The sequence below is a fragment of the Bacillus sp. C1 genome (genome assembly GCF_054570475.1).
Genome location: NZ_JBTMZT010000002.1, coordinates 720319 through 742637 on the forward strand (window position 1 = coordinate 720319; position 22319 = coordinate 742637).

Below are 22319 nucleotides of genomic sequence, written 5' to 3' on the forward strand. Positions count from 1 at the left end.
CAAAGATGAAGAAGTTTTTAGTCTCTTATTCTTGGTTAATTTTATTGTTCTTGTATTTTCCAATGATGGTTCTAATGGTATATTCTTTTAACGATTCTCGTATTAACGCAGAGTGGGAAGGATTTACGTTCCATTGGTATACAGATTTATTTCAAAAGCAAGATGTTATTGATGCGTTTATCAATAGTATTACAATTGCGATTGTGACAACAATTGTCACAACGATTCTTGGTGTGATTTTTGCTGTTGCCTTACATCGTTATAAATATCGTTTTGAAGGAGCAATTAATGGTCTCGTATATTTACCAATTTTAATTCCGGACATTTTAATGGGATTATCTTTACTTATTTTATTTAGTCAAATTGGTATGGAACTTGGACAAGTAACAATTATTATTGCTCATATTACATTTAGTATTTCATTTGTGGTTGTCATTTTAGCAGCACGGCTTTCAGGTATGGGACGTGATTTAGAAGAAGCAGCGAATGATTTAGGGGCAACACCGTGGCAAACGTTTCGCTACGTAACGCTTCCTGGAATTGCACCTGGTGTCATTTCAGCAGCTTTATTAACATTTACATTATCAATCGATGATTTCGTAATTAGTTTCTTCGTATCCGGTCCAGGATCAACAACATTGCCATTATACATTTATAGTATGGTAAAACGCGGTGTAACGCCGGAAATTAATGCTCTTTCTACAATATTAATTGTTGTAATTGTTGGCTTAATGGTGGCATCAGAAATATTCCGTAATAAAGGTGCAGATGGTGAGGAAAACTCTGGAGGACATCTTCCGCTATAAATAAAGAGCAACTTACAAAGAAAGAGGAGGGAATTCATCGATGAAATGGATGAAAACAGTAACTGGTGCAGCGATTAGCTTCAGCCTTGTTGCCGGCTTATTAGCTGGATGTGGTGAAAAGAAGGAAGAGTTAAACATTTACAGCTGGGCTGATAATTTTGATGAGCAAGTCATTAAAGATTTTGAAAAGAAATATAACGTGAAAGTTAATTATGATAAATATGCAAGTAACGAAGAAATGCTTGCGAAATTACAAGCTGGCGGCGCAAAATATGATTTAATTCAACCGTCTGATTATATGGTTAAAACAATGACAAAAATGGATTTACTAGAGCCACTTGATAAAAAGAATATTCCGAATGTGGAAAACCTTGTTTCAAACTTTAAAACACCTCCATTTGATCCAGAGAATAAATATTCTCTTGTATACACTTGGGGAGTAACTGGAATTGCATACAATAAAAAGTATGTAAAAGAAGTACCAACAAGTTGGAGCGACTTATGGAATGAGAAATATAAAGGACATGTTACTTTATTGAATGACTCTCGCGAAGTGCTAGGAATGGGACTTAAGAAGAACGGATTCTCAAATAGTACGAAAGATGATGCACAGTTAAAGACGGCAGCTACAGATCTGCAGAAATTACTTCCAAACTTACTTGCATTTGATACGGATAATATTAAGCAAAAATTCATTACCGAAGATGCTTGGATTGGAACAGTGTGGTCTGGAGATGCGGCATTTATTGCGAAAGATAATAAAGATATAGAGTATGTTGTTCCAAAAGAAGGCGGTACAATTTGGGCGGATACGTTAGCAATTCCAAAAGGTGCGAAACATAAAGAACTTGCAGAGAAATTTATGAACTACTTAATGGATGAAAAAGTAAGTGTGAAAAATTATGAATCCATTGGATACAGTAACCCAAATGAAAAAGCACGGTCACTTCATAGTAAAGAATACCGCGACAACCATATGATTTTCTTATCACAAGATGAGTTAAATCGTACAGAGTGGCTTGTTGATGTAGACGATAAATTAAAAGAATATGACCGTTACTGGACAGAGTTAAAAACAAAAGGAAAATAGAAACGTACAACTTAATCTTTTAGGTGAGAGAGAGGATCTGGCCAAGCGTAGAAGCGGGTCAGATCCTTTTTTATATGTTGAAAAAGCAGATTGGATATATAATAAAATGCGTTTTCTTAGTAGAAATCGTTTTTTTATAAGTAGGGGGAAAAGATTTGCAACGAAAATTACATACATACGAGCTTGCTTGTATTTTTTTATTGTTGGCTGCATTTACGCTCATTGCTTGGAGAGTACATGCAGATGGTGTAACAACACTTGATGCCTATGTAAAAGAAATTTTAAGAGGATCACAAACAGAAAGTTCACTTTCATTTTTTTCATATTTTACAAAATTGGGTTCTGCAATTGGAATTACCGGTACGCTTACTCTTAGCCTTTTCGTTTTTTGGAAAAAGCGTTATTATGTAGCGATGGTTATGTATCCTACAGCTATATTAATAACACACCTTGTGAATAAAGGAATGAAAGAAATGATGAAAAGGGATCGTCCGAGTTTAAATGAAGCGCTTGATGCACTTGGATATAGCTTTCCAAGTGGACATGCGATGTTATCTCTGATTACGTATGGATTTCTTGCTTATATCATTGCTGTAAATGTAAAAAATGTGACTGGAAAAGTTTTTATTACAATTGTTATGGCGTTATTAATCATATGGATTGGATTAAGTAGAGTTATTTTATCAGTCCATTATCCGACCGATATTTTAGCGGGATACTGTGTAAGTGGTATATTATTAATTATCGCTATTTATTTTCATCGCTTATTTTCAGAGCGATTTGGAACAAATTAAGAGAGATGAGAAACGTCCGAAAAAGCCTAAATTATGAGGCTTTTTTGGACGTTTTTTAATATCATAATGAATGGTGGTCGTGTGTGCTAAAATATATATAGCCATATTAAAAAACGATTAAATAAGAGATGGAAAAGCAATCAGAGCTTTTTTCGCGCTATGCTAAGTGAAAAGAGAAAGAAAAACGAGTGCACATCTTTTGTTTTTTAGAGAAGCAATATACAGGTTGAAGAGAAGGATTTACGAATTATATAAAGTAGGTGAAGAAGCATGAAGACAAATGTACATAACGTAGATAAGTGGGGGAAGCTAGGTACTTTTCTTTATCAATTTCGCTATACAGTGATTGCCTTACTATTCATATTAGTGATCACGCTCGGTATTTTCGCACCAAAACTTCCAGGGGTACTAGGGGGCGATGGTTTTCAAACAAGAGGAGACTATGAAACGACGAAAGAAATTTTAGACAAAGACTTTAAGCAGTCGCAAGATACGCTGCTTCTTGTTTTCGAGAAGAAACAAGGGGTTTCAAAAGAAGATTTTCAAAGACGAATAGAAGAATTGATAACAAAAATTCAAAAGAAAGAAACTTACGATTCCTTTCACCATTCGTTAGAAAATAAGGAAATGCTGAAAGATAATATTGCATATGCAACGATTTTATTTTCCGGGAAAACAAATAAAGAACGAAATGAAAAAACGTTACAGTTTGCCGATGAAATAAAAAAGGAAAGTAACGATGTTTTAAAAGTAACACCAACAGGGTTTCCAAAGATTAATCAGGAGATTAATGAACGAACACAGAATGATTTGAAAGTAGCTGAAATGATTGGGTTGCCCATTGCTTTTCTTGTGTTACTCTTTTCATTTGGTAGCTTGCTCGCTTCCATTTTGCCGATTATAAACGGCGCACTTAGTGTAATTAGTACAATGGGAATTTTATATTTTATCGGTGTAAATAAAGAGTTATCAATTTTTGTATTGAATGTTGCACCGATGATTGGACTTGCTTTATCAATTGACTTTGCATTGTTATTTGTAAATCGCTTTCGAGAGGAAGTGGCACATAGGGAAGTAAAAGAGGCGATAGCTGTTACGTATCAAACAGCAGGACGCGCAATTGTGTTTTCGGGATTATGTGTATTTGTCGGTTTATCCGGTTTGTTTTTCTTTGAAATTGATTATATTCAGTCTGTTGCGATCAGTGGAATGATTGTTGTTGTGATGAGTATTTTATTTTCACTCACACTCCTTCCAGCTTTATTATCGTTAATCGGGAAGAGAGTGCTGAAAAAGAAGCAAACTGCACCACGAACTTCAAATATGTGGCGTAAGTTTGCTCAATTTGTAATGAAGCATCCTATTTTGATGATCATCGTTGTTACAACATTTATTATCGTTTGTTTGCTTCCGCTTCGTACTGCGAATCTTCAATTTCCAGGTGTAGAAGCATTGCCTGAGAAAAGTGATACGAGGATTGCTTATGAAAGATATGAAGAAGTATTTAATAAAGTCACGAAAACTCATGCTGATGTTACAGTCGTATTGGAGACGAAAAGTAATGTTATAGAGAAAGAGAATTTACAGAAGGTAGAAGAGATTGTTCAGAAACTGAAAAAAGATAAGCATGTATATCAAGTGAAAAGTTTATATGAAGAGTTGAACGGTATGACAGCCACACAGCTTACTCCATTGCTGCAATCGCCTCAGCGTGAACAAGTGAAACCAGTAGTAGATGCCTATACAAAAGATAACAAAACGACGCTTCAAATTTTCTTACATACAAAGCCTAAGGCGGAATCAGCAAAACAGTGGGTTCGTGATTTTAAAGATACGTATAAAAATGACAGTATTACGTATTATGTAGGTGGAATGACAACATTCCAACAAGAACTAGAGGACGAAATAAAGGATAAAGTTTTGATTGGGATGTCTGTTATATTTGGTTCTACGTTCTTTATTTTATTGTTTGCGTTTCGATCTATACTCATTCCAATTAAGGCCATTGTGATGAATATACTGAGTTTAAGTGCCACCATTGGTATTATCATTTGGCTATTTGAAGGTGGACATTTTGGATTAGAAGAAAGTCCAGTGTTATTCGTGCTACCAATCTTTATATTTGGCCTTGTATTTGGCTTAAGTATGGACTATGAAGTATTTCTCATTTCGCGCATTCATGAGTTATATGAAGAGACGGGAGACAATGACGTAGCAACGCTAGAGGGACTTGTATCAACAAGCCGAATCATTACATCAGCGGCGCTCATTATGATTGTTGTAACAGGAGCATTTGCCTTTACTGACATTTTACCAGTAAAGCAGATGGGGCTTGGTGTAGCACTTGCTATTTTTCTTGATGCAACGGTTATTCGGCTTATGCTTGTACCAAGTTTAATGAAAATGTTCGGAGATTGGAACTGGTGGTTGCCGTTTCGGAAGAAAAAAGTAAAATCATCAGATTGAAAAAAGGGCTCCTCATCTTGTAGAAAGGTCACTGAAAAAACAGAAGTGTTTCAGTGACCTTTTTGATTTACTAGCATATCAATCGTGGCTATGAACATAAAAGTGACTCTTCTCTCACTCAAAAAGAAAAAAATTTAGCAGTTTCTCTTATAGATACGTGCTTTTTTCATGAATAGCATTACCTGTTTTTTGCAAATAGTATGTGGTAAAGAATATATAAAAGCAGGTGAAGACAATGTTTCGTTATTTTAAATTTAAGTTGAATGATACTGTACAGTTTGCAGAAAATGATGGGCACATGTATCGCATTGTCGGCTATAGGTTAGAAAAAGGATTTTACCCAAAAGATGAATGGACACATATTATTTATGAATTACTAAGGGAATTTGATGGGTATACAATGGATGCAGAAGAAGAGGAACTGGTGAAAGTAATTCAAGTAGAAGAAGAATATTATAAAATACATGAGATGTCCGGTTATCGGTACCCTGTGAAAATGAAACCGAAGCTAAACGTTTCTAAGGAAGAAACGATAGATGATTTACTAGATGCTTACAACGACTATAAGCGACTAGCAGACTTTTTTAAAGATTTATCTTACGAACAAAAAGCAAAAGAAATGTTACAAGAAATGAAGAGGTTACATGCTTAGTGGGCAGTCTATTAGATAGACTGTCTTTTGATTTAAACGATGCATAACGAATCATTTTCCGTTACAATAGTAGAATCAATAGAAATAAGGTGGATACAGCATGGAAATGAAAAAAAAAGGAGAATGGTGTGAAATTACGATTCCTGCCAAATGGAATGGTATAAGCATTGATTCTTTGTTAAAAGAAGAATGGGGCGTCCCAAAAAAGTTATTACACAGGCTTCGTATGGAAAAAGGCGTTATTATAAATGGCGAACGAAAAAGGTGGAGTGAACCTTTACAAGAAGGGGATAGGCTGCAAGTTCATATGTTTATGAAGGAAGAGTATGGTATCCAGCCAGAGTACGGTGATTTAGAAGTACTATTTGAAGACGACCATGTATTAATTGTAAATAAACCTGTCCATATGGATACGCATCCTTCTAGCAAAGATGGAATAGGAACGCTTGCGAATCTTGTTGCTTTTCATTTGCAAATGCAAGGTGTGGAGACGAAAGTACGTCATATTCATCGATTAGATAAAGATACAACAGGTGGTGTTGTATTTGCAAAACATGCTATAGCAGGCGCTATTATGGATCAGTTATTAATGGAGCGTAAAATTAAAAGAACATATATGGCGTTAGTTGAAGGGAAAGTGAAACCGAAGCAAGGAATAATTGATGCACCGATTGGAAGAGATCGACATCATGCAACAAGACGCCGCGTTTCTNAGTACGTCATATTCATCGATTAGATAAAGATACAACAGGTGGTGTTGTATTTGCAAAACATGCTATAGCAGGCGCTATTATGGATCAGTTATTAATGGAGCGTAAAATTAAAAGAACATATATGGCGTTAGTTGAAGGGAAAGTGAAACCGAAGCAAGGAATAATTGATGCACCGATTGGAAGAGATCGACATCATGCAACAAGACGCCGCGTTTCTCCACAAGGTGATCAAGCTGTAACACATTATAGAGTAGAAAAATACTTTAAGAAGCAAGATGTAACCCTTGTAACATTACAATTAGAGACAGGCAGAACGCATCAAATTCGTGTCCACATGAGTTATGGTGGTCACCCACTAGTTGGTGATATGTTATATGGGGGACAAGCAACATATATGTCAAGCCAAGCTTTACATGCTATGCGGATTGCTTTTTTACATCCTATGACAAAAGAAAAGATAACAGTAGAAGCGCCGCCGCCAAAGGATTTAAATCGTATCGTAACATCTTTTCAAAAATCGAATTAGTAAAGTGTTTCGATTTAGTTGAGAAAGATATTTTTTGCAGGGATTTTTTTGTGAAAATCGAAGCCGTAAATAGAAAAGAGAGGTGAAGAGTATTTGATAAAATATAAATATATGATCGGTATATTTTTTTCTTGCCTTCTATTTACGTTATTTCTATATCCATATTTACCAAATGAGCTAGCAGTGCATTGGAATCAGAGTGGTGAACCAAATGAATACGCAAAGAAACAAATTGTTGTAGTATTCATTCCGTGTCTTATTATTTTTCTTCATGTTTTGTTGTATATTATTTCACATTACGTATATAAGTTTAATAAGAACAACAACGATATTATGATGAGATTTAAAGAGAACGTCTTTTTATTTTTATTATTTATTCACATACTTATTCTTGTCATAGGTACTGGAGTAGATATTCGATTTCAAACGGGTCTTATAATAGGGAGTAGTGCGTTTCTTTTTATGGTTAGTAAAGGATTCAAAGAAGGAAAACAAGAAAAGGAGCCCATTGTATTACAAAAAATGCGTGTATGTAGTCAGCGTATTTTTCGGTACATGGCGCTGATCGTATTCATTTGTTTGTTCTTGAAATTGGAATGGGGATTTTATCTAGTAATCGGTGTGATTAGTCTTGGATCTATTTCGTTTATGTTTTTTATTTTGTATTCTTATATACTAGAAAATTATGAAACATAAAGGAGTCTTCCGTAACAGGAGACTCCTTTTATATAAATCTATTTTGAGCTATATTCCAGCATATAAGTCTGGGCTATGAAGCATCAGCAGTTGATTGCTTCTATCCAAAGTCGGACACTCTCGCCCACCTAAAGGAAAGGTTGTATGTCGTTTATAGACTTACTTCGTAATAAATTGTTGTGTCCAGTAGTTTCCACTTTCAACATAGCCAACACCAATGTGAGTAAAACCGCTATTTAAAATATTTGCACGGTGACCTTCACTATTCATCCAAGCTTGTACAACTTCTTCTGGTGTACGTTGACCTTGTGCGATATTTTCACCTGCAGACGTATAAGAAATACCAAATTTTTTCATCATATCGAATGGAGATCCGTATGTTGGGCTAGTATGGTCGAAGTAGCTGTTTTTTTGCATATCTTCAGACTTAATACGTGCAACTTTGCTTAATTCAGCATCAACTTTTAATGCAGGTAAACCTTGTTTTGTACGTTCAGCGTTCGTTAATTCAACAACGCGTTGTTCAAATTCACTTAGAGAACCTTTTGTTTCTTCAGCTGGCTTGTTTTCAGCTGGTTTTTTTGATTCATTCTTGTTTGAGTTGTTGTTTTCAGCCGGCTTTTGAGCTTCTGGCTGTACAGTTTCTTTCTTTTCAGTAGATTGCTCTTCTACAGGTTTAGTAGTTTCTGGTGTAACAGTCTCAGGGGTAGTAGGTACGACTGGTTGCTGACCAGGAATAAAGCAGTTACCTTGCTCCCATTGTACTTGTTGCTCCCACTGTACTTGCTGCTCCCATTGTGCTAGAGAGTTAACGCCCATAGATTGTAAGAAAGATTGTAATTCTTGTTGATTCATATGTTGCATAAAAGGTTGCCCTTGTTGCACATTATAAACCTTCATTGTAGATGGTACGACTGTTGCCGCTTCCGCGTTAAGAGTAGACGCTCCGAATGTAAATGCAGTTGCTGCTGCTACAGATAATAAAACACGTTTTTTCATGAGATATGTATCCTCCTATATAAAAGTTTTAAACTGTTCTCACACAGATTTATTTTTGACAGCCTGTCTGACTGACCAATTCATCGTAGCATACAAATTGCGGGAAAAAAGATGGAAAAAAATACATAGACTATAAAATTTCCTGTTTTATCCTAGATTTAAATATGGGGTGAAATGAGAGAAAACTAGATTGTAAAAGGAATTTTCAGCATTTTCTGCTCTGGTTAAAAAGGCAATATTTTGGTTATAATTACCTGTTTTAGAACGAGAAAAGCCATTAGCATCAAGGATTGTAACTTTTTTATGAGGAAGATAATGGATGTTTTTTAACACAACTGTAATCTTATTGTTGTTCTTTTCTTATAGAAGGTAACATATTTTTAATCTTGTAGTGGATAAAAAAGCGGCTATCTCTTTGCAATAGAAGAAAGAGGTGGCCGTTTTCCTATTGTTACATATATTACGAGTTTAATTCAATTGTTTCTAAAAAAGTAGGAGAGTTCTTTTTCTATAAATGAATCGTGTGTGTGTTTGTACGAATGATCATATTTTTAGTGATGAGTCTCTAGGCGTTATGGAAGCTTTTGTTTGCTAAAGTGAAAAAAGTATAATTTACACACCTCTATTTGGTGTACATTATAGATAAGGGGATTTCACAATTTCCTCACAAATATTTGCTATTTTACTAGTATAACGAAAATAGGTAAGATGGAGGGAATCTTTTGAAGAGATACTTGTTTCTGCTATGTTTTTTGTTTCTATTAGCAGGATGTCAGGGGAATTCATATACACCGATTGCTAAAAATAAAAGTATGGTCATAACGACAAATATGAAAGAAGGTAGTATTAGTTTTATTGATGAGAAGTCGAAGAAGACCTTTACGACATGGGAATTAAAAGAACCTATTACAGGAATCGTACTACTGCCAAATGGAGAAGACATGCTCGTATATGGTAAGCAGTTAGAATATGCATATGTATATTCATTAACAAAAGGAAAGCAAGTGAATAAGTGGAATACGGGAAAAGGAATTACGAATGCCATTGTAGCAAACGATGGAAAACAATTATTCATGGCCGATCAAAATGAACAGAAAGTCCGATTCTTTACGATAAAGGGAAAAGAAACGGGGAGTGTGTCAGTAGGAAAAGGGCCTCTCACATTGATGCAGCATGGTGCACAATTACATGTACTAAATTTTTATGATACACAGCTATCTACAATTGATTTAGAGAAAAAGCAAGTTATGCACTCCTTTATGGTACCACCAGCATCAACTGGGGCCGTGGTTAGCGCTGAAGGAAAGGAAATCTGGATTGGCGGACATGGAGATGGCAACCAAGTGAATGAGAAAGTATTGGTCTATTCTCTGCAAGATGGATCGATGGTTCGTTCTTTACATGCACCATTTATGCCAGTCAGTCTTACGGGAGATGAAAAGTTCGTGTATGCATTAAGTCATGGATCAAATACATTAAGAAAATTTGATGCGCAAACATATCAAGAAGTAGGATCGCTTGAGGTAGGATCGAATCCATTTTCTTTTTTAAAAAATGGAAAAGAAGGCTATGTAGCTAGCTATGATAGTAATGAAGTGTATGTAATTGATATGCAGAAAATGAAAGTGAAACAAACAATCGCAGTTGGCAAGGGTCCATTTCAACTAGCGCTGCGAGAAGGGAAAGAGACATGAATAAACATAAAGTGTTACTTGTAGATGATGAAAGTGATATGAGACAGCTTGTTGGCATGTATTTAGATAATTTTGGATATGAATGGGGAGAAGCGGAAAATGGAAGAGACGCCCTTCATATGCTTAATACAGAGCATTACGATTTTGTTATTTTAGATATTATGATGCCAGAGATGGATGGTATATCAGTCTGTAAAGAAATCAGAAAAACATCAGATGTACCGATTATTTTTTTAACCGCAAAAGGTGAAGAATGGAATCGTGTCAATGGTTTACGAATTGGAGCGGACGATTATATTGTAAAGCCGTTTAGTCCAGGGGAGCTTATTGCACGTATGGAAGCTGTGTTAAGACGTTATACAAAACGTGAACAACAAGAAGAGCTTCAATTTGGTCCAATCGTAATTAATGAAAAAAGCCGGCGGATCGAAATAGAAGGGGAGCCTGTTTCTCTCACTGTAAAAGAGTTTGATTTACTGTATTTTCTTTGTGGACATAATGGACAAGTATTTAGTCGTGAGCAATTACTTGAGAAAGTATGGGGCTATGATTACGCCGGAAGTACGAGAACGGTAGATACACATGTGAAAACGATGCGTTTAAAACTTGGAGAAAGTGGAAACTACATTCAAACGGTTTGGGGTGTAGGTTATAAATTTGAGGTGTAACATGTTTACAATGGTACAAAAACTTTGGCTTACAGTAGTGTGCGCAGTATGTGTAACAGTTTCATTTCTTTATTTTGTTTCCTTATACTCGTATGAAAAGTTATATGTGCAAAATATTGAAGATTCATTAGTAGTAGAAGGGAAGCAGCTCGTATCCCAATATAAAAAGGGTGAGAGTTTAGCGTTCGAGGAGAAAGTGCAAGCGTTTGACCGCATCTCAACTGCGAACATACTTTTTATAAGTAATCCGCGTGATTTAAGTGCTTGTTTACCTTTTGATGTACATCATCAGTCTATTATTAGTGAGAGTGATAGACAAACTTTGTTAGACGGGAAGACCGTTACGAAGGTTGGATATGAAGAGCATTTCGGACGTCATATTATGGGAGTCGTCATTCCGGTTTTAGAAGAGAAAAAGTTAGTTGGGATTGTGTACTCATATATTCCATTAAAGAGCATTAAAGATTTAATCTACGATATGGGACTTATTTTAGCTCCATTAGCTTTCGTTATGATTTTACTTACAATATGGATTGGTAGAAAAATTATTATTGCGATTACAAAACCTCTTTCCCAAATGGAACGAGTTGCGAATCATATGGCGAAAGGTGATTTTTCTGAGCGTATTACCATTTCGTCAGAAGATGAAATTGGACGTTTAGGAAAAGCATTTAATAAAATGGCAAATTCATTGGAAATGGAAGATGCAAAGCGTAAAGAGTTTTTAGCGAACGTTTCTCATGAACTAAGGACGCCGCTCAGTTATATTAAGGGCTATAGTGAAGCGATTTTAGATGGCGTTGCAAAGGGGCAGCAACAATCAAAATTTACACAGCTCATTCATAAAGAAGCCGGCCGTATGCAACGGCTTGTTCATGATTTGTTGGATTTGGCACAACTTGAAGGAGAGCATTTTCCTTTAAAAAAACAACCGATTGTATTTGCGCAGCTTATTGAAGACGTATTAGAAACGTATGAATTGAATTGTACCGAAAAACAGCTGCATATTTTAAAGGACCTGGATCCGGATATTATTGTTATGGTTGATGAAGACCGCATGCAACAAGTGCTTCATAACTTAATGGACAATGCGATTCGTTATACAAATCAAGGGGGGAATATTGCTGTACAATTGAAGAAAAAAGATAAACTGTGTGAATTGAACATACGGGATACGGGAATCGGTATTGATGCTGAGCATTTAGAGCAGCTTGGTGAACGTTTCTATCGGGTAGATAAAGCGCGAAGTCGCAGGTATGGTGGAACTGGTTTAGGTCTTGCCATCGTCAAACAAATTGTACATATCCACGGCGGGGAATGGCGAGTGGAAAGTGAAAAAGGAAAGGGAACAAGGGTTAGTATACAATTACAGATACATAATTATTAATTCCTTCTATATATAACAAAACTTTGGCGTTTTTATGAATAAAATATTTGTACTTCTTACTAATTCGTTCTAAAATGGTTATTGGGTGCTACGTTCTTATAAAGCGTTTGAAGTGTTGTTTGGATGATACTGAGGTGATTTAAATGGAATACAAATCGATTAAACCAAAAAAAATTTACGAAGAGGTATCGGAAGCTATTTTAACAATGATTAAAAATGGTACGTTAAAACCTGGTGACAAACTTCTTCCTGTTCATCAATTAGCCGAGCAGTTTCAAGTTGGTAGATCTGCAGTTCGTGAAGCACTTAGTGCCTTACGAGCGATGGGGTTAATTGAAATGAAACAAGGTGAAGGAACATATGTAAAGAACTTCGATTCTTCTTCATTAACAAAGCCATTAAATAATGTGTTGTTACTGAAGAAGGAAGATATTTTGAATTTATTGGAAGTGCGGAAGGTGCTTGAAGTGGGGGCGGTTCGAGCTGCAGCAGTAAAACGCACAGAAGATAATTTGAGAAATATGAAGCATTGGTTAAATGAAATGGAAAAAAGTAGAGGTAATGAAAGCGCTGGTGAAAAAGCGGACTTTAAGTTCCATATGGGAATTGCAGAGTCTTCGCATAATAATATTTTACTTGAACTTATGAATCATGTTTCAGAAATGATTGCTGAAGCGATTGGAGAGTCAAGACGCATTATTTTATATGGTGAACAAACAACAGCAGAACGACTTTTAGAAGAGCACCAAGCTATTTATAATGCGGTATTGAAGCAAGATGTGGAATCTGCACAGCAAGCAATGCTGGATCATTTAACGAATGTAGAACATATTGTCATAGGTAAATAAGATATAAATTCGTGATGTAGTCTTTAAAAAATTCATTTTTCTGATAAAATAGAGGAAGATTGAGTAAGCGTTTTCTCGAGAAAAGGGAAGAGATAGGCAGAGTTGGCATGCCTTGCTTCTTCTTCTCTAGTCATCTGATGACCATATGAATGTTAGCGAAGTTGTAATGAGGGGGAATTATAATTATGAAAGTTACTTTGTTTGTTACTTGCTTAGTCGATATGTTTGAAACAAATGTCGGTAAAGCAACGGTTGAAGTGTTGGAGCGTTTAGGTTGTGAAATTGAATTTCCAGAAGCTCAAGTTTGTTGTGGTCAACCTGCTTATAATAGCGGTCATGTAGAAGCAGCGAAAGAAGCGATGAAACATATGATTGAAACTTTCGAAGATGCAGAATACATCGTTACGCCATCGGGTTCTTGTGCGACAATGTTTCATGAGTATCCACACGTTTTTAAAGATGATCCAAAATGGGGACCCCGCGCACAAAGAGTAGCAAATAAAACGTATGAACTAACACAGTTTATTGTAGATGTGTTACAAGTTACGGATGTGGGAGCAAGCTTAGAAGGAACAGCAACTATTCATAAATCGTGCCATATGACACGTATGCTTGGAGTGAAGGAAGCACCAGGGATTTTATTATCAAATGTAAAAGGATTAACTGTAAAAAAATTACCAAACGTACAAAATTGCTGTGGTTTTGGGGGAACGTTTTCAGTTAAAATGACACCAATCTCTGAGCAAATGGTAGATGAAAAAGTGGATAGTGTAATGGAAACGGGTGCTGATTATTTAATTGGTGCTGACTGTGGGTGTTTGTTAAACATTGGCGGACGTATTGAGCGCTTAGGTAAAGAAGTAAAAGTAATGCACATTGCTGAGGTATTGAACAGTCGCTCATGAAGGGGGAACATAAGCTATGTCTATGAAAATCAGTGAGAAAAAATTTAATGATCGTGTTGGTGATGGAATTCAAGATTCATTTATGCGTGGCGCAGTGTCTTCTGCGCAAACGCGTTTACATACAAATCGATTAAAAGCAGCCGATGAATTAGGAAACTGGGAAGAGTGGCGTGAACTTGGTGAACAAATTCGTCAGCATACGCTTGAAAATTTAGATTACTATTTAATGCAGTTAAGTGAAAATGTATCAAAAAGAGGCGGACATGTTTTCTTTGCGAAAACGAAAGAAGAAGCTGCACAGTACATTCAAGAAGTAGCGAAAAAGAAAAACGCGAAAAAAGTTGTAAAATCAAAGTCGATGGTAACGGAAGAAATTAGTATGAACCATGCACTTGAGGAAATTGGATGTGAAGTGTTAGAGAGTGACCTAGGTGAGTACATCTTGCAAGTGGATAATGATCCACCATCTCACATTATCGCACCTGCACTTCATAAAAACAGAACGCAAATTCGCGATGTGTTTAAAGAAAAACTTGGATATGAAAATTCTGACGACCCATATGAAATGACAAAATTTGTTCGTAAGCAACTTCGTGAGAAATTTATGGATGCTGAAATTGGGGTAACGGGATGTAACTTCGCAGTAGCAAATACAGGTTCACTTTGCTTAGTAACAAATGAAGGGAATGCCGACCTTGTTATGTCGATTCCGAAAACACAAATTGCGGTAATGGGTATGGAACGTATGGTGCCAACTATGGAAGAACTAGATGTTCTTGTTGGATTACTTTGCCGCAGTGCGGTTGGGCAAAAATTAACAAGTTATGTAACGGTAGCTGGACCAATTCAAGAAGAAGAAGTAGATGGACCAGAGGAATTCCATTTAGTTGTTGTAGATAATGGACGTTCTGAAATTTTAGGTTCTGAATTCCGTCAAGTCTTACAATGCATTCGTTGTGCAGCTTGTGTAAACGTATGTCCTGTATATCGTCATGTTGGTGGTCACTCTTATGGATCCATTTATTCGGGTCCAATTGGTGCGGTATTAACACCACTTTTAGGTGGGTATGATGATTATAAGGAGCTTCCATATGCATCTAGTTTATGCGGAGCCTGTACAGAAGCTTGCCCAGTAAAAATTCCATTACATGATCTACTATTGAAGCATCGTCAAGTTATTGTAGAAAAAGAAGGACGTGCACCACTTGCAGAGAAACTAGCCATGAAAATGTTTAGTATGGGTGCATCTTCAGCCGCTTTATACAAAATGGGATCGAAAATGGCTCCGGCAGCGATGAGTCCGTTTACGTCTGGTAATCGTGTATCAAAAGGAGTAGGACCCCTTAAAAACTGGACGGATATTCGTGAGTTCCCAGCGCCAAGTAAGGAAAGATTCCGTGATTGGTATAAAGATCATAAGAAAGGCGGAGACAAGTGATGACAGGGGTAATTCAAAACCGTGAGTCCTTTTTAGATAACATTGCGAAAGAACTTGGGCGTGCTCGTAAAACAGAAGGCGTAAAGCGTCCAGCTTGGAAAAATAATGTGAACGTAAAAACGTTGAAAGATTATTCAGAGGAAGAATTGTTAGAAGTATTCAGGAAACAATGCTCGAATATTCATACGACTGTAATTGAAACGACAAAGGATGAACTAAGTGCAGTCGTTCAAAAAGTAATTGCTGAAAATGGCGGCGGACCTATTTTATTATCAGAGGATGCTCGCTTTCATGCATACGGCTTACATTCGTTGTTTTCGAGAGAGCTTCCAGACCAAAATGTCGAAGTGAACACGTGGGATCCAGAGAAAAAAGAAGAAAATATTCGTTTAGCTGAGAAAGCAAATATCGGCATTGCCTTTAGTGATTACACATTAGCAGAATCCGGTACAATTGTCGTACAAAGTCATAAAGGCCAAGGGCGTTCTTTACATTTCTTGCCTACAATTTATTTTGCAATCATTCCACGTGAAACAATCGTGCCGCGTATTACACAAGCGGTTCAGGATATGAATATGCGTGTAGAGAATGGAAATACGGTAGCATCTTGTATCAATTTCATTACAGGTCCAAGTAACTCCGCTGATATTGAAATGAATCTTGTTGTAGGTGTACACGGACCATTAAAAGCATATTATTTTGTAGTGTAAAACGGAGAAAAGCAGGCCAAGAAATGGCCTGCTTTTTTATTAGAACAAAGATAATACAAAATGGAAGTACCGCACTCTTTTTGTTATATTTCTTAGGGAAAGGAGAGGATGGTATGACATTTTATTTATATGCCTTTTTAATAGGAGCAGTGCTAGGTTCTTTTTATACAGTTGTAGCAGTGCGTATACCGAGTGGACAATCCATTATTACGCCTCGTTCTTATTGTCACCATTGCCGCCTTACTTTAGGGCCAAAAGAACTTATCCCAATTATTTCGTTTTGTTTGCAAAGAGGGCGCTGCGTTCATTGTAAAATGAAAATACCTGTTACGTATACACTTTTTGAAGTAATAACAGGGGGGGCATTTCTTTTTTTTGCATGTGTGATTGGAATGGAAAAAGAACTTGTTTTTATATGGACGTTACTTTCTTTGCTCATTATTATTACAATGACAGATTTGTTTTATATGGTAATACCAGATAGAATTTTAGTCTGTTTTGCTTGTTTATTTGTAATAGAACGTATATTTATTTTACCTGCCCCTTGGTGGGATAGTTTGATTGGCGGAGGAACGATATGGATTGTACTATATCTCGTTCAACGCATTTTTCCGAACGGACTTGGAGGCGGAGATGTGAAATTACTTTCTTTACTTGGATTTCTAATAGGAGTTAAGGCAATTGTTATTGCGTTGTTTGTTGCTTCTAGCATGGGACTTTGTTTTGTTGGAATTGCGATTTTATTAAGGCGAATGAATCGAAAACAAGCTTTACCATTTGGACCGTTTATTGCATTTGGAACAGTATGTTATTTGGCGATGCTATATTTAGGGTAAGGGGGTACTTTCCCTGCAAATAACAAGAGAAGGGAGAAGGGGAAACTGAACGTATATATGGATGATCAAAGAACGAGTCCGGTCGGTTATGTTTTAGTAACAACGGTAGAATGGGCTTTGAAAATGGTTAGAGACTATGATGTGAGTATTCTATCTCTTGACTATAATATGGGGTGGCGTCAGAAAAATGGTTTTGATTTTTTAGAAGTTTTTTGTAAGGAAGGCCTTCATGTACAGGAAATTCATTTGCATACAAATGATTCAATTGGTATGCAGTACATGCTAGAGCGAATAAATAAAGGGAAAGAAGCAGGAGATATTTCCACACATATACAAGTGAAGTGCACGGGAAGTTAAAAAAGTTCCAATGAAATCATTGGAACTTTTTTCTTAATGTTTTATATGTGCTTGTAAAGGAATAATTTCTTCTTGTTGAACAGTTTCTAGGTTGTCTTCTGCCATTTTAGATGCTGGATTTTTTAGAGTTAAATAATGATATACCATACCAACGAATACAGATCCACCAACAATGTTACCGATTGTAACGGGAATTAAGTTATGGATAGCACCAGCGAAAGAAATTGTATCAGGATGTGGTGATAGTAAAGCTAAGGCGAATAATGATAAGTTGGCGATGCTATGTTCATAACCAGATAAGAAGAAAGTAAAGACAAGAAACATTATTACTAGTATTTTTGCTGTATCTCCTTTTACTTGAGAAGGAAGGAAACATGCAAGGCAGACAAGCCAGTTACATAAGATCGCTTTAAAAAATAATTGCATTGTCGGTGTTCCCATTTTTACGCTAATGACTGTGTTGATTAAATGACCATGGTTGATTGATTCGAAAATACCAGTGGCATAAAACAATAATGCAAAAAATACGGCACCTGCTAAGTTTCCGGTATAACAAGCAAGCCAATTTCGAAGTGTATCGCCAATTGTTGTTTCTTTTCGCAAAGTTGCAACTGTAAAATACATTGTATTTCCTGTAAATAACTCAGCTCCGCCATATAAAATTAATATAAGTGCAATGCCAAAAAACATAGAAGTTGTTAAATAGGTTGCAGGTGAATTTGCAACGTTAAAGAAATTCCCTAATTTAAAACATAGTACAATAACAAATCCAATATAGACGCCAGCTAGTGCTGCACGAATGAAGTATTGCATCGGATTTGTATCCAACATTTGTTTCTTTTTTTGTGCAAGTTGTACAACGTAAACCAATCCTTGTTCTAGCATAAGTAATACGCTCCTTTAGTACATCGTCTGTAAGTACCCTTTATATGATTAAAGTACACGTATTTACTCTTCCTTTCAATAAGTTTGTGCAATGTTTCACAAAAAGGACATACAATCCAAATGAAAGCGTTAACAAACAGTAGTATAATACCATATTTTTGTAAAAATAGAGGGGGGCGTGTTTTTGTCGTTTTTTGTTGGTTAGTCGATATCCTTTGTCGAATCGCTGATATATTGTGAGAAACGGTCGATATATTATCAGCCCTCACCAATCGGGCATTTAGGGGTAGCCCGACTCCCACCTATCTTCTTCGCATTTCTCTGAATCTTGAGGTGGGATCTTACTGCCCGTTAATGCGGGGTGAAATTTCATTCACCAATTTATATGAACCAACCTCGTCATCTCAATATGTTTCTTTTTATCTTTTTCCAGCACTTCTTTTTTTCCATGGCCTGAAAAAAAGCGCTGTTGTTACAGCGCTTTTTCGTCCAAATTCTTTTGTGTTGTTTGCATATTCGTATCTTTTGAGAAAAACCAACCGCCAGCAGCAATTCCGATTAATACAATCCAAAATCCAATTTTCCATGGAGCGGATTCTGGGAAAGAGTGTGGGATAACGCCTAAAGCTGGATGTGCTAAAGTGTAAACAGCTAATTTAACACCAACCCAACCAACGATTAAGAATGCAGCTGTTTCTAAGCCAGGTTTGCGTTTCAATAATTGTACGAAAGCAGATGCAGCAAATCGCATAATAACTAATCCGATTAGACCGCCTGCAAAAATAACAAGGAATTGTCCTGTATCAAGGCTACCAATTGTACCAAGACCTGTTTTTGGCAAAGTCATCGCTAATGCAACTGCAGCTAAAATAGAATCAACAGCAAAGGCAATGTCAGCAACTTCAACTTTAAATACTGTCCACCAAAAGTTTTCTTGTTTTTTCTTCGTCTCGTTCTCTTCCGTTTCCTCATGTTGATTCTTTTTAACGTATGTTTTGAATAAATGGTTACCAGCGATAAACATTAAGTAAATCGCACCTATTGCTTGCACTTGCCATACGTCGACTAAAAAAGAAATAATAAACAACGATCCAAAGCGGAACACGAACGCTCCTGCTAAACCGTAAAATAATGCTTTTTTTCGTTTTTCTTCTGGCAAATGTTTTACCATAATAGCAAGGACTAGTGCGTTATCTGCTGCTAAAATTCCTTCTAGCGCAATTAAAATAAGTAACACCCAACCATACTCCAATAATAATGATACATCCATGTACATTCTCCTCTCATTTGTATAAATCTTAAACAAGTGAAGAAATTCCCCACTGTTTAGTTTCCCCATACTCCTGCCTATCGACGGTGGAAAAGAATGCAAAAAAGACCTCTGCCGTTGATAGGCAAAGGTCTTGCTAGACATATGTAATGAAAATGCCAACAAAGCCGGAAGAACTAAGTTCTACGTAATGACGACTTTGTTTCCAAGAATATATTCTTGGACGCTACTCCCCTTTGGAGATATGTTATTGTATTTTCATTATATGGGTGATGTGAAAGTTTGTCAACCTAGTAAAATGGAAAATTGGCCAAATAAGGTAAATGCTTATCCAGTGTCAACAACAACGAGTCCTGTAATTGTAATGGTAGAAATAGTTGTGAAAAAAGCATCTATTCAAGAAATTAAAGTTGTAGTAGTGATAGGAAGTTTTAACAAATATGTGCAATGGCTAGGATAATAAAAGATTATGTAAGTACACGGGGTGACTCCATTTTAGTACTGATTCATATTTTTTCTTTCGGCATGTTCTTTATAGTATGTCAAAAAGGGAAGTGGGCAGAATATATCTGCCCACTTCAATCCATTATTTATAAAATTATCCACGTAACTGTTGTTGAGCTAAGGAAACAAGACGTTTTGTTACTTCGCCACCGACAGATCCGTTAGAACGAGAAGCTGTATTAGAACCTAAACTTACACCAAACTCTTGAGCAATTTCATATTTAAATTGTTCTAACGCTTGCTCAGCACCAGGAACAAGTAATTTATTCGTTTTTACCATCAATAACACATCCTAAATCTATATTCCAGTTTATTTGTTGTTAATCAGCAGAAAAGGGCTGCGTTGCTGATATAAGCCCACTGTATAAACTGGTATCATTAGTGTATGTGTTATGTGTTTGGGCATACACGGAAGTAATCGGTGAGATTAGAAGTTATTGGATACGAAAAAAGAGTAGCGATTTTGCTACTCTTTTTTCATTATTGTCGCTGTACCTTCGACAACGATATCATTCAATTGATTATATACATTTGTTTGTAATGTAATAATTTTTTTATCATCACGTTTTTTTATAACTTCAGCAACTACCCGCAGTGTATCACCAATTTTTACAGGTGCACGAAATGATACGTTTTGTGATAAATAAATTGTATTTTTCCCAGGCAATTTTGTTCCGAGAACGGTAGAAATAAATCCTGAAACAAGCATACCGTGTGCAATTCGTTCTTTAAACATCGTCGTTTTTGCAAAAGAGTCTAAAATATGAATAGGATTTACATCCCCGGTCAATTTTGCAAAATTGATAATGTCTTCATTCGTAATCGTTGTCGTTAATGATGCTTGATCGCCAACTTGAATCTCATCATAATGAAGCTCTGGAACAGATTGCGCTTCTTGAAATGGATTCATTTTTTCCTCCTTCTTTTCCATATCGAAAAATGTAAGCCATCTTGATGTAATGGGCGGAAGAAAGAGTTTAGTTTGTTCTGCGGTAAGCTTCCACATTTTCCTTACTTGATGGAAGTAAATAGATTTTTTGAGTTTTCCTCGAACTTTTTTACTAGTTCCAGTTGTGTAGATTTGAATTCTTCCAAAAAACCCTCTAGTTGTTTTTGAACCTCATCACGTTGAAGCTGTTGTTGTTCAATGAATTGTTTCGTTGTTTCTTCAAATTGGCTGCTCGTTTGAGTAAGAATTGACAAAGATGTTTTTGATGGAGAAACAGTAAGTTGATGCATATGATTAGAAAGTTCGTTCCACTTTTCTTGCCAGTCATTAATTTGTTCGTTTAAAGAGTTTCCTGTAAATTGTTTCACATATTCTGTATATTGGTTATTAAATTGAGTAGTGAATTGTTGTAGTTCTTTTTCAAGTTCATCTACCCCTGATGTTAATTTATGCAAAGCATCCTGCTGTTGTTTCAACGTTTCTAAAGTAAGCTGCTCAAATTGTTTCCCTGCTGAAGAGAAAAGGGAAAGAGAATGTGACCAATTTTTCCAAAATGCATCGACCAGTTCGTAAGGTTTAGTTTCCATGGTTTGACCTCCAAATATTTTTTTGCATATTGTGAACGCAGATTATTCTGCTGTACCACCAGGTGAAGATGAAGATTTTTTTTCATCCTTTTCTGGAGAAGTAGAAAATGGAAAGAATGCATTGGTGTATAACGTGAAGAATGTTCGTAGCATATTTTGATAATGTTCAAAAGAAGTCGCGCATGTTGCTAAATATTGCTCCCCATATTCTGTTAAAGAATAAATTCGCTTTGCTGGCCCTCCGTCACTTGTATCCCAAGTAGAAGAAATAAGATTTTCTTTTTCTAACTTGCGCAATGTTCTGTAGACATTACCTTGGTCAACAGAAGAGAAGCCGATGTCCATTAGCATTTGAATCAGTTTGTAACCATGAAGACTCCAGTCTTTTAGACAGAGAAGTAAGAAGGGAACTAAGAAGTTTTTTGGCATGGAGTTTGGCTGTTTTGCTTGGTTCTTTTCCAAACTTTCTTGTTGTTCTGGTTCATTATGTAGCATGATTGTACATCACCTCATGAATCAGTTAGATGGAATTTTTTGCT

At 36.2% G+C, this 22319-nt stretch carries 24 protein-coding genes, 1 pseudogene and 1 riboswitch; of the genes and pseudogenes, 18 read left to right on the forward strand and 7 right to left on the reverse strand.

The window, feature by feature from the left end; all coding sequences use genetic code 11:
• Positions 1-5: 5 nt before the first annotated feature.
• The 8 genes and pseudogenes from potC (at position 6) to ACX5JI_RS10195 (ending at position 7743) form a co-directional block, all read left to right on the forward strand.
• Positions 6-806, forward strand: coding sequence for a spermidine/putrescine ABC transporter permease PotC (gene potC / locus ACX5JI_RS10160; RefSeq protein ID WP_459500912.1), 801 nt, complete (start codon positions 6-8; stop codon positions 804-806).
• Between the two features lie 40 nt (positions 807-846).
• On the forward strand, positions 847-1896 hold the full coding sequence (locus tag ACX5JI_RS10165) for a polyamine ABC transporter substrate-binding protein (RefSeq protein WP_459500913.1): 1050 nt from the start codon (positions 847-849) through the stop codon (positions 1894-1896).
• A 155-nt stretch (positions 1897-2051) separates the two neighbouring features.
• Positions 2052-2690: a phosphatase PAP2 family protein gene (locus tag ACX5JI_RS10170; protein ID WP_459500914.1), complete on the forward strand. Its 639-nt coding sequence runs from the start codon at positions 2052-2054 to the stop codon at positions 2688-2690.
• Positions 2691-2960: 270 nt separating this feature from the next.
• Entirely contained in the window at positions 2961-5156 is a 2196-nt protein-coding gene (locus ACX5JI_RS10175; RefSeq protein WP_459500915.1) for an MMPL family transporter, read from the forward strand.
• Between the two features lie 235 nt (positions 5157-5391).
• Positions 5392-5808: a YodN-related protein gene (locus ACX5JI_RS10180; RefSeq protein ID WP_459500916.1), complete on the forward strand. Its 417-nt coding sequence runs from the start codon at positions 5392-5394 to the stop codon at positions 5806-5808.
• Positions 5809-5908: 100 nt separating this feature from the next.
• On the forward strand, positions 5909-6520 hold a 612-nt coding region (locus ACX5JI_RS10185), incomplete at its 3' end, for an RluA family pseudouridine synthase (RefSeq protein ID WP_459500917.1).
• A gap of 1 nt (position 6521) precedes the next feature.
• Positions 6522-7047 (forward strand): annotated as a pseudogene (locus tag ACX5JI_RS10190) (RluA family pseudouridine synthase); the annotation flags it as partial.
• Positions 7048-7140: 93 nt separating this feature from the next.
• Positions 7141-7743 (forward strand): DUF1648 domain-containing protein, encoded by a 603-nt coding sequence (locus ACX5JI_RS10195; RefSeq protein WP_459500918.1) that lies wholly within the window; start codon positions 7141-7143, stop codon positions 7741-7743.
• Between the two features lie 159 nt (positions 7744-7902).
• Here the strand turns inward: ACX5JI_RS10195 and ACX5JI_RS10200 are convergent, their stop codons facing one another.
• Positions 7903-8742: a CAP domain-containing protein gene (locus ACX5JI_RS10200; protein WP_459500919.1), complete on the reverse strand. Its 840-nt coding sequence runs from the start codon at positions 8740-8742 to the stop codon at positions 7903-7905.
• A 722-nt stretch (positions 8743-9464) separates the two neighbouring features.
• Here ACX5JI_RS10200 and ACX5JI_RS10205 point away from each other — a divergent pair.
• From ACX5JI_RS10205 to ACX5JI_RS10245, 9 genes are all read left to right on the forward strand, one after another.
• On the forward strand, positions 9465-10436 hold the full coding sequence (locus ACX5JI_RS10205; RefSeq protein ID WP_459500920.1) for a YncE family protein: 972 nt from the start codon (positions 9465-9467) through the stop codon (positions 10434-10436).
• The gene (locus ACX5JI_RS10210) at positions 10433-11104 is read left to right on the forward strand and encodes a response regulator transcription factor (RefSeq protein ID WP_459500921.1); all 672 of its coding nucleotides are present in this window, start codon (positions 10433-10435) and stop codon (positions 11102-11104) included. The genes ACX5JI_RS10205 and ACX5JI_RS10210 overlap by 4 nt, the downstream gene beginning before the upstream one ends.
• A gap of 1 nt (position 11105) precedes the next feature.
• The gene (locus ACX5JI_RS10215; protein WP_459500922.1) at positions 11106-12491 is read left to right on the forward strand and encodes a sensor histidine kinase; all 1386 of its coding nucleotides are present in this window, start codon (positions 11106-11108) and stop codon (positions 12489-12491) included.
• 143 nt (positions 12492-12634) lie between these two features.
• Positions 12635-13339: a FadR/GntR family transcriptional regulator gene (locus ACX5JI_RS10220; protein ID WP_459500923.1), complete on the forward strand. Its 705-nt coding sequence runs from the start codon at positions 12635-12637 to the stop codon at positions 13337-13339.
• A 185-nt stretch (positions 13340-13524) separates the two neighbouring features.
• Positions 13525-14244 (forward strand): lactate utilization iron-sulfur protein LutA, encoded by a 720-nt coding sequence (gene lutA, locus ACX5JI_RS10225; protein ID WP_459500924.1) that lies wholly within the window; start codon positions 13525-13527, stop codon positions 14242-14244.
• Between the two features lie 16 nt (positions 14245-14260).
• Positions 14261-15682 (forward strand): LutB/LldF family L-lactate oxidation iron-sulfur protein, encoded by a 1422-nt coding sequence (locus tag ACX5JI_RS10230; RefSeq protein ID WP_459500925.1) that lies wholly within the window; start codon positions 14261-14263, stop codon positions 15680-15682.
• Positions 15682-16392: a LutC/YkgG family protein gene (locus ACX5JI_RS10235; RefSeq protein ID WP_459500926.1), complete on the forward strand. Its 711-nt coding sequence runs from the start codon at positions 15682-15684 to the stop codon at positions 16390-16392. Before ACX5JI_RS10230 ends, ACX5JI_RS10235 begins: the two co-directional genes overlap by 1 nt.
• Positions 16393-16505: 113 nt before the next feature.
• Positions 16506-17228 (forward strand): prepilin peptidase, encoded by a 723-nt coding sequence (locus ACX5JI_RS10240; protein WP_459500927.1) that lies wholly within the window; start codon positions 16506-16508, stop codon positions 17226-17228.
• A 45-nt stretch (positions 17229-17273) separates the two neighbouring features.
• Positions 17274-17585, forward strand: a complete 312-nt coding sequence (locus ACX5JI_RS10245) for a cyclic-phosphate processing receiver domain-containing protein (RefSeq protein ID WP_459501069.1) — start codon at positions 17274-17276, stop codon at positions 17583-17585.
• A 33-nt stretch (positions 17586-17618) separates the two neighbouring features.
• Here the strand turns inward: ACX5JI_RS10245 and ACX5JI_RS10250 are convergent, their stop codons facing one another.
• On the reverse strand, positions 17619-18470 hold the full coding sequence (locus ACX5JI_RS10250) for a formate/nitrite transporter family protein (protein ID WP_459500928.1): 852 nt from the start codon (positions 18468-18470) through the stop codon (positions 17619-17621).
• A gap of 472 nt (positions 18471-18942) precedes the next feature.
• Positions 18943-19740: a TerC family protein gene (locus ACX5JI_RS10255; RefSeq protein ID WP_459500929.1), complete on the reverse strand. Its 798-nt coding sequence runs from the start codon at positions 19738-19740 to the stop codon at positions 18943-18945.
• 75 nt (positions 19741-19815) lie between these two features.
• Positions 19816-19987: riboswitch (yybP-ykoY riboswitch) on the reverse strand.
• A gap of 3 nt (positions 19988-19990) precedes the next feature.
• On the opposite strand from ACX5JI_RS10255, the gene ACX5JI_RS10260 reads away from it, so the two are divergent.
• Entirely contained in the window at positions 19991-20200 is a 210-nt protein-coding gene (locus ACX5JI_RS10260; RefSeq protein WP_459500930.1) for a hypothetical protein, read from the forward strand.
• A 138-nt stretch (positions 20201-20338) separates the two neighbouring features.
• On the opposite strand, the gene ACX5JI_RS10265 is transcribed toward ACX5JI_RS10260, so the two are convergent.
• From ACX5JI_RS10265 to phaQ, 4 genes are all read right to left on the reverse strand, one after another.
• Positions 20339-20524, reverse strand: a complete 186-nt coding sequence (locus ACX5JI_RS10265) for an alpha/beta-type small acid-soluble spore protein (RefSeq protein WP_000241213.1) — start codon at positions 20522-20524, stop codon at positions 20339-20341.
• A gap of 186 nt (positions 20525-20710) precedes the next feature.
• On the reverse strand, positions 20711-21154 hold the full coding sequence (locus tag ACX5JI_RS10270) for a MaoC family dehydratase (RefSeq protein ID WP_459500931.1): 444 nt from the start codon (positions 21152-21154) through the stop codon (positions 20711-20713).
• A gap of 101 nt (positions 21155-21255) precedes the next feature.
• Entirely contained in the window at positions 21256-21780 is a 525-nt protein-coding gene (phaP, locus tag ACX5JI_RS10275) for a polyhydroxyalkanoic acid inclusion protein PhaP (RefSeq protein WP_459500932.1), read from the reverse strand.
• A gap of 42 nt (positions 21781-21822) precedes the next feature.
• Positions 21823-22275, reverse strand: a complete 453-nt coding sequence (gene phaQ / locus ACX5JI_RS10280) for a poly-beta-hydroxybutyrate-responsive repressor (RefSeq protein WP_459500933.1) — start codon at positions 22273-22275, stop codon at positions 21823-21825.
• Positions 22276-22319 lie beyond the last annotated feature (44 nt).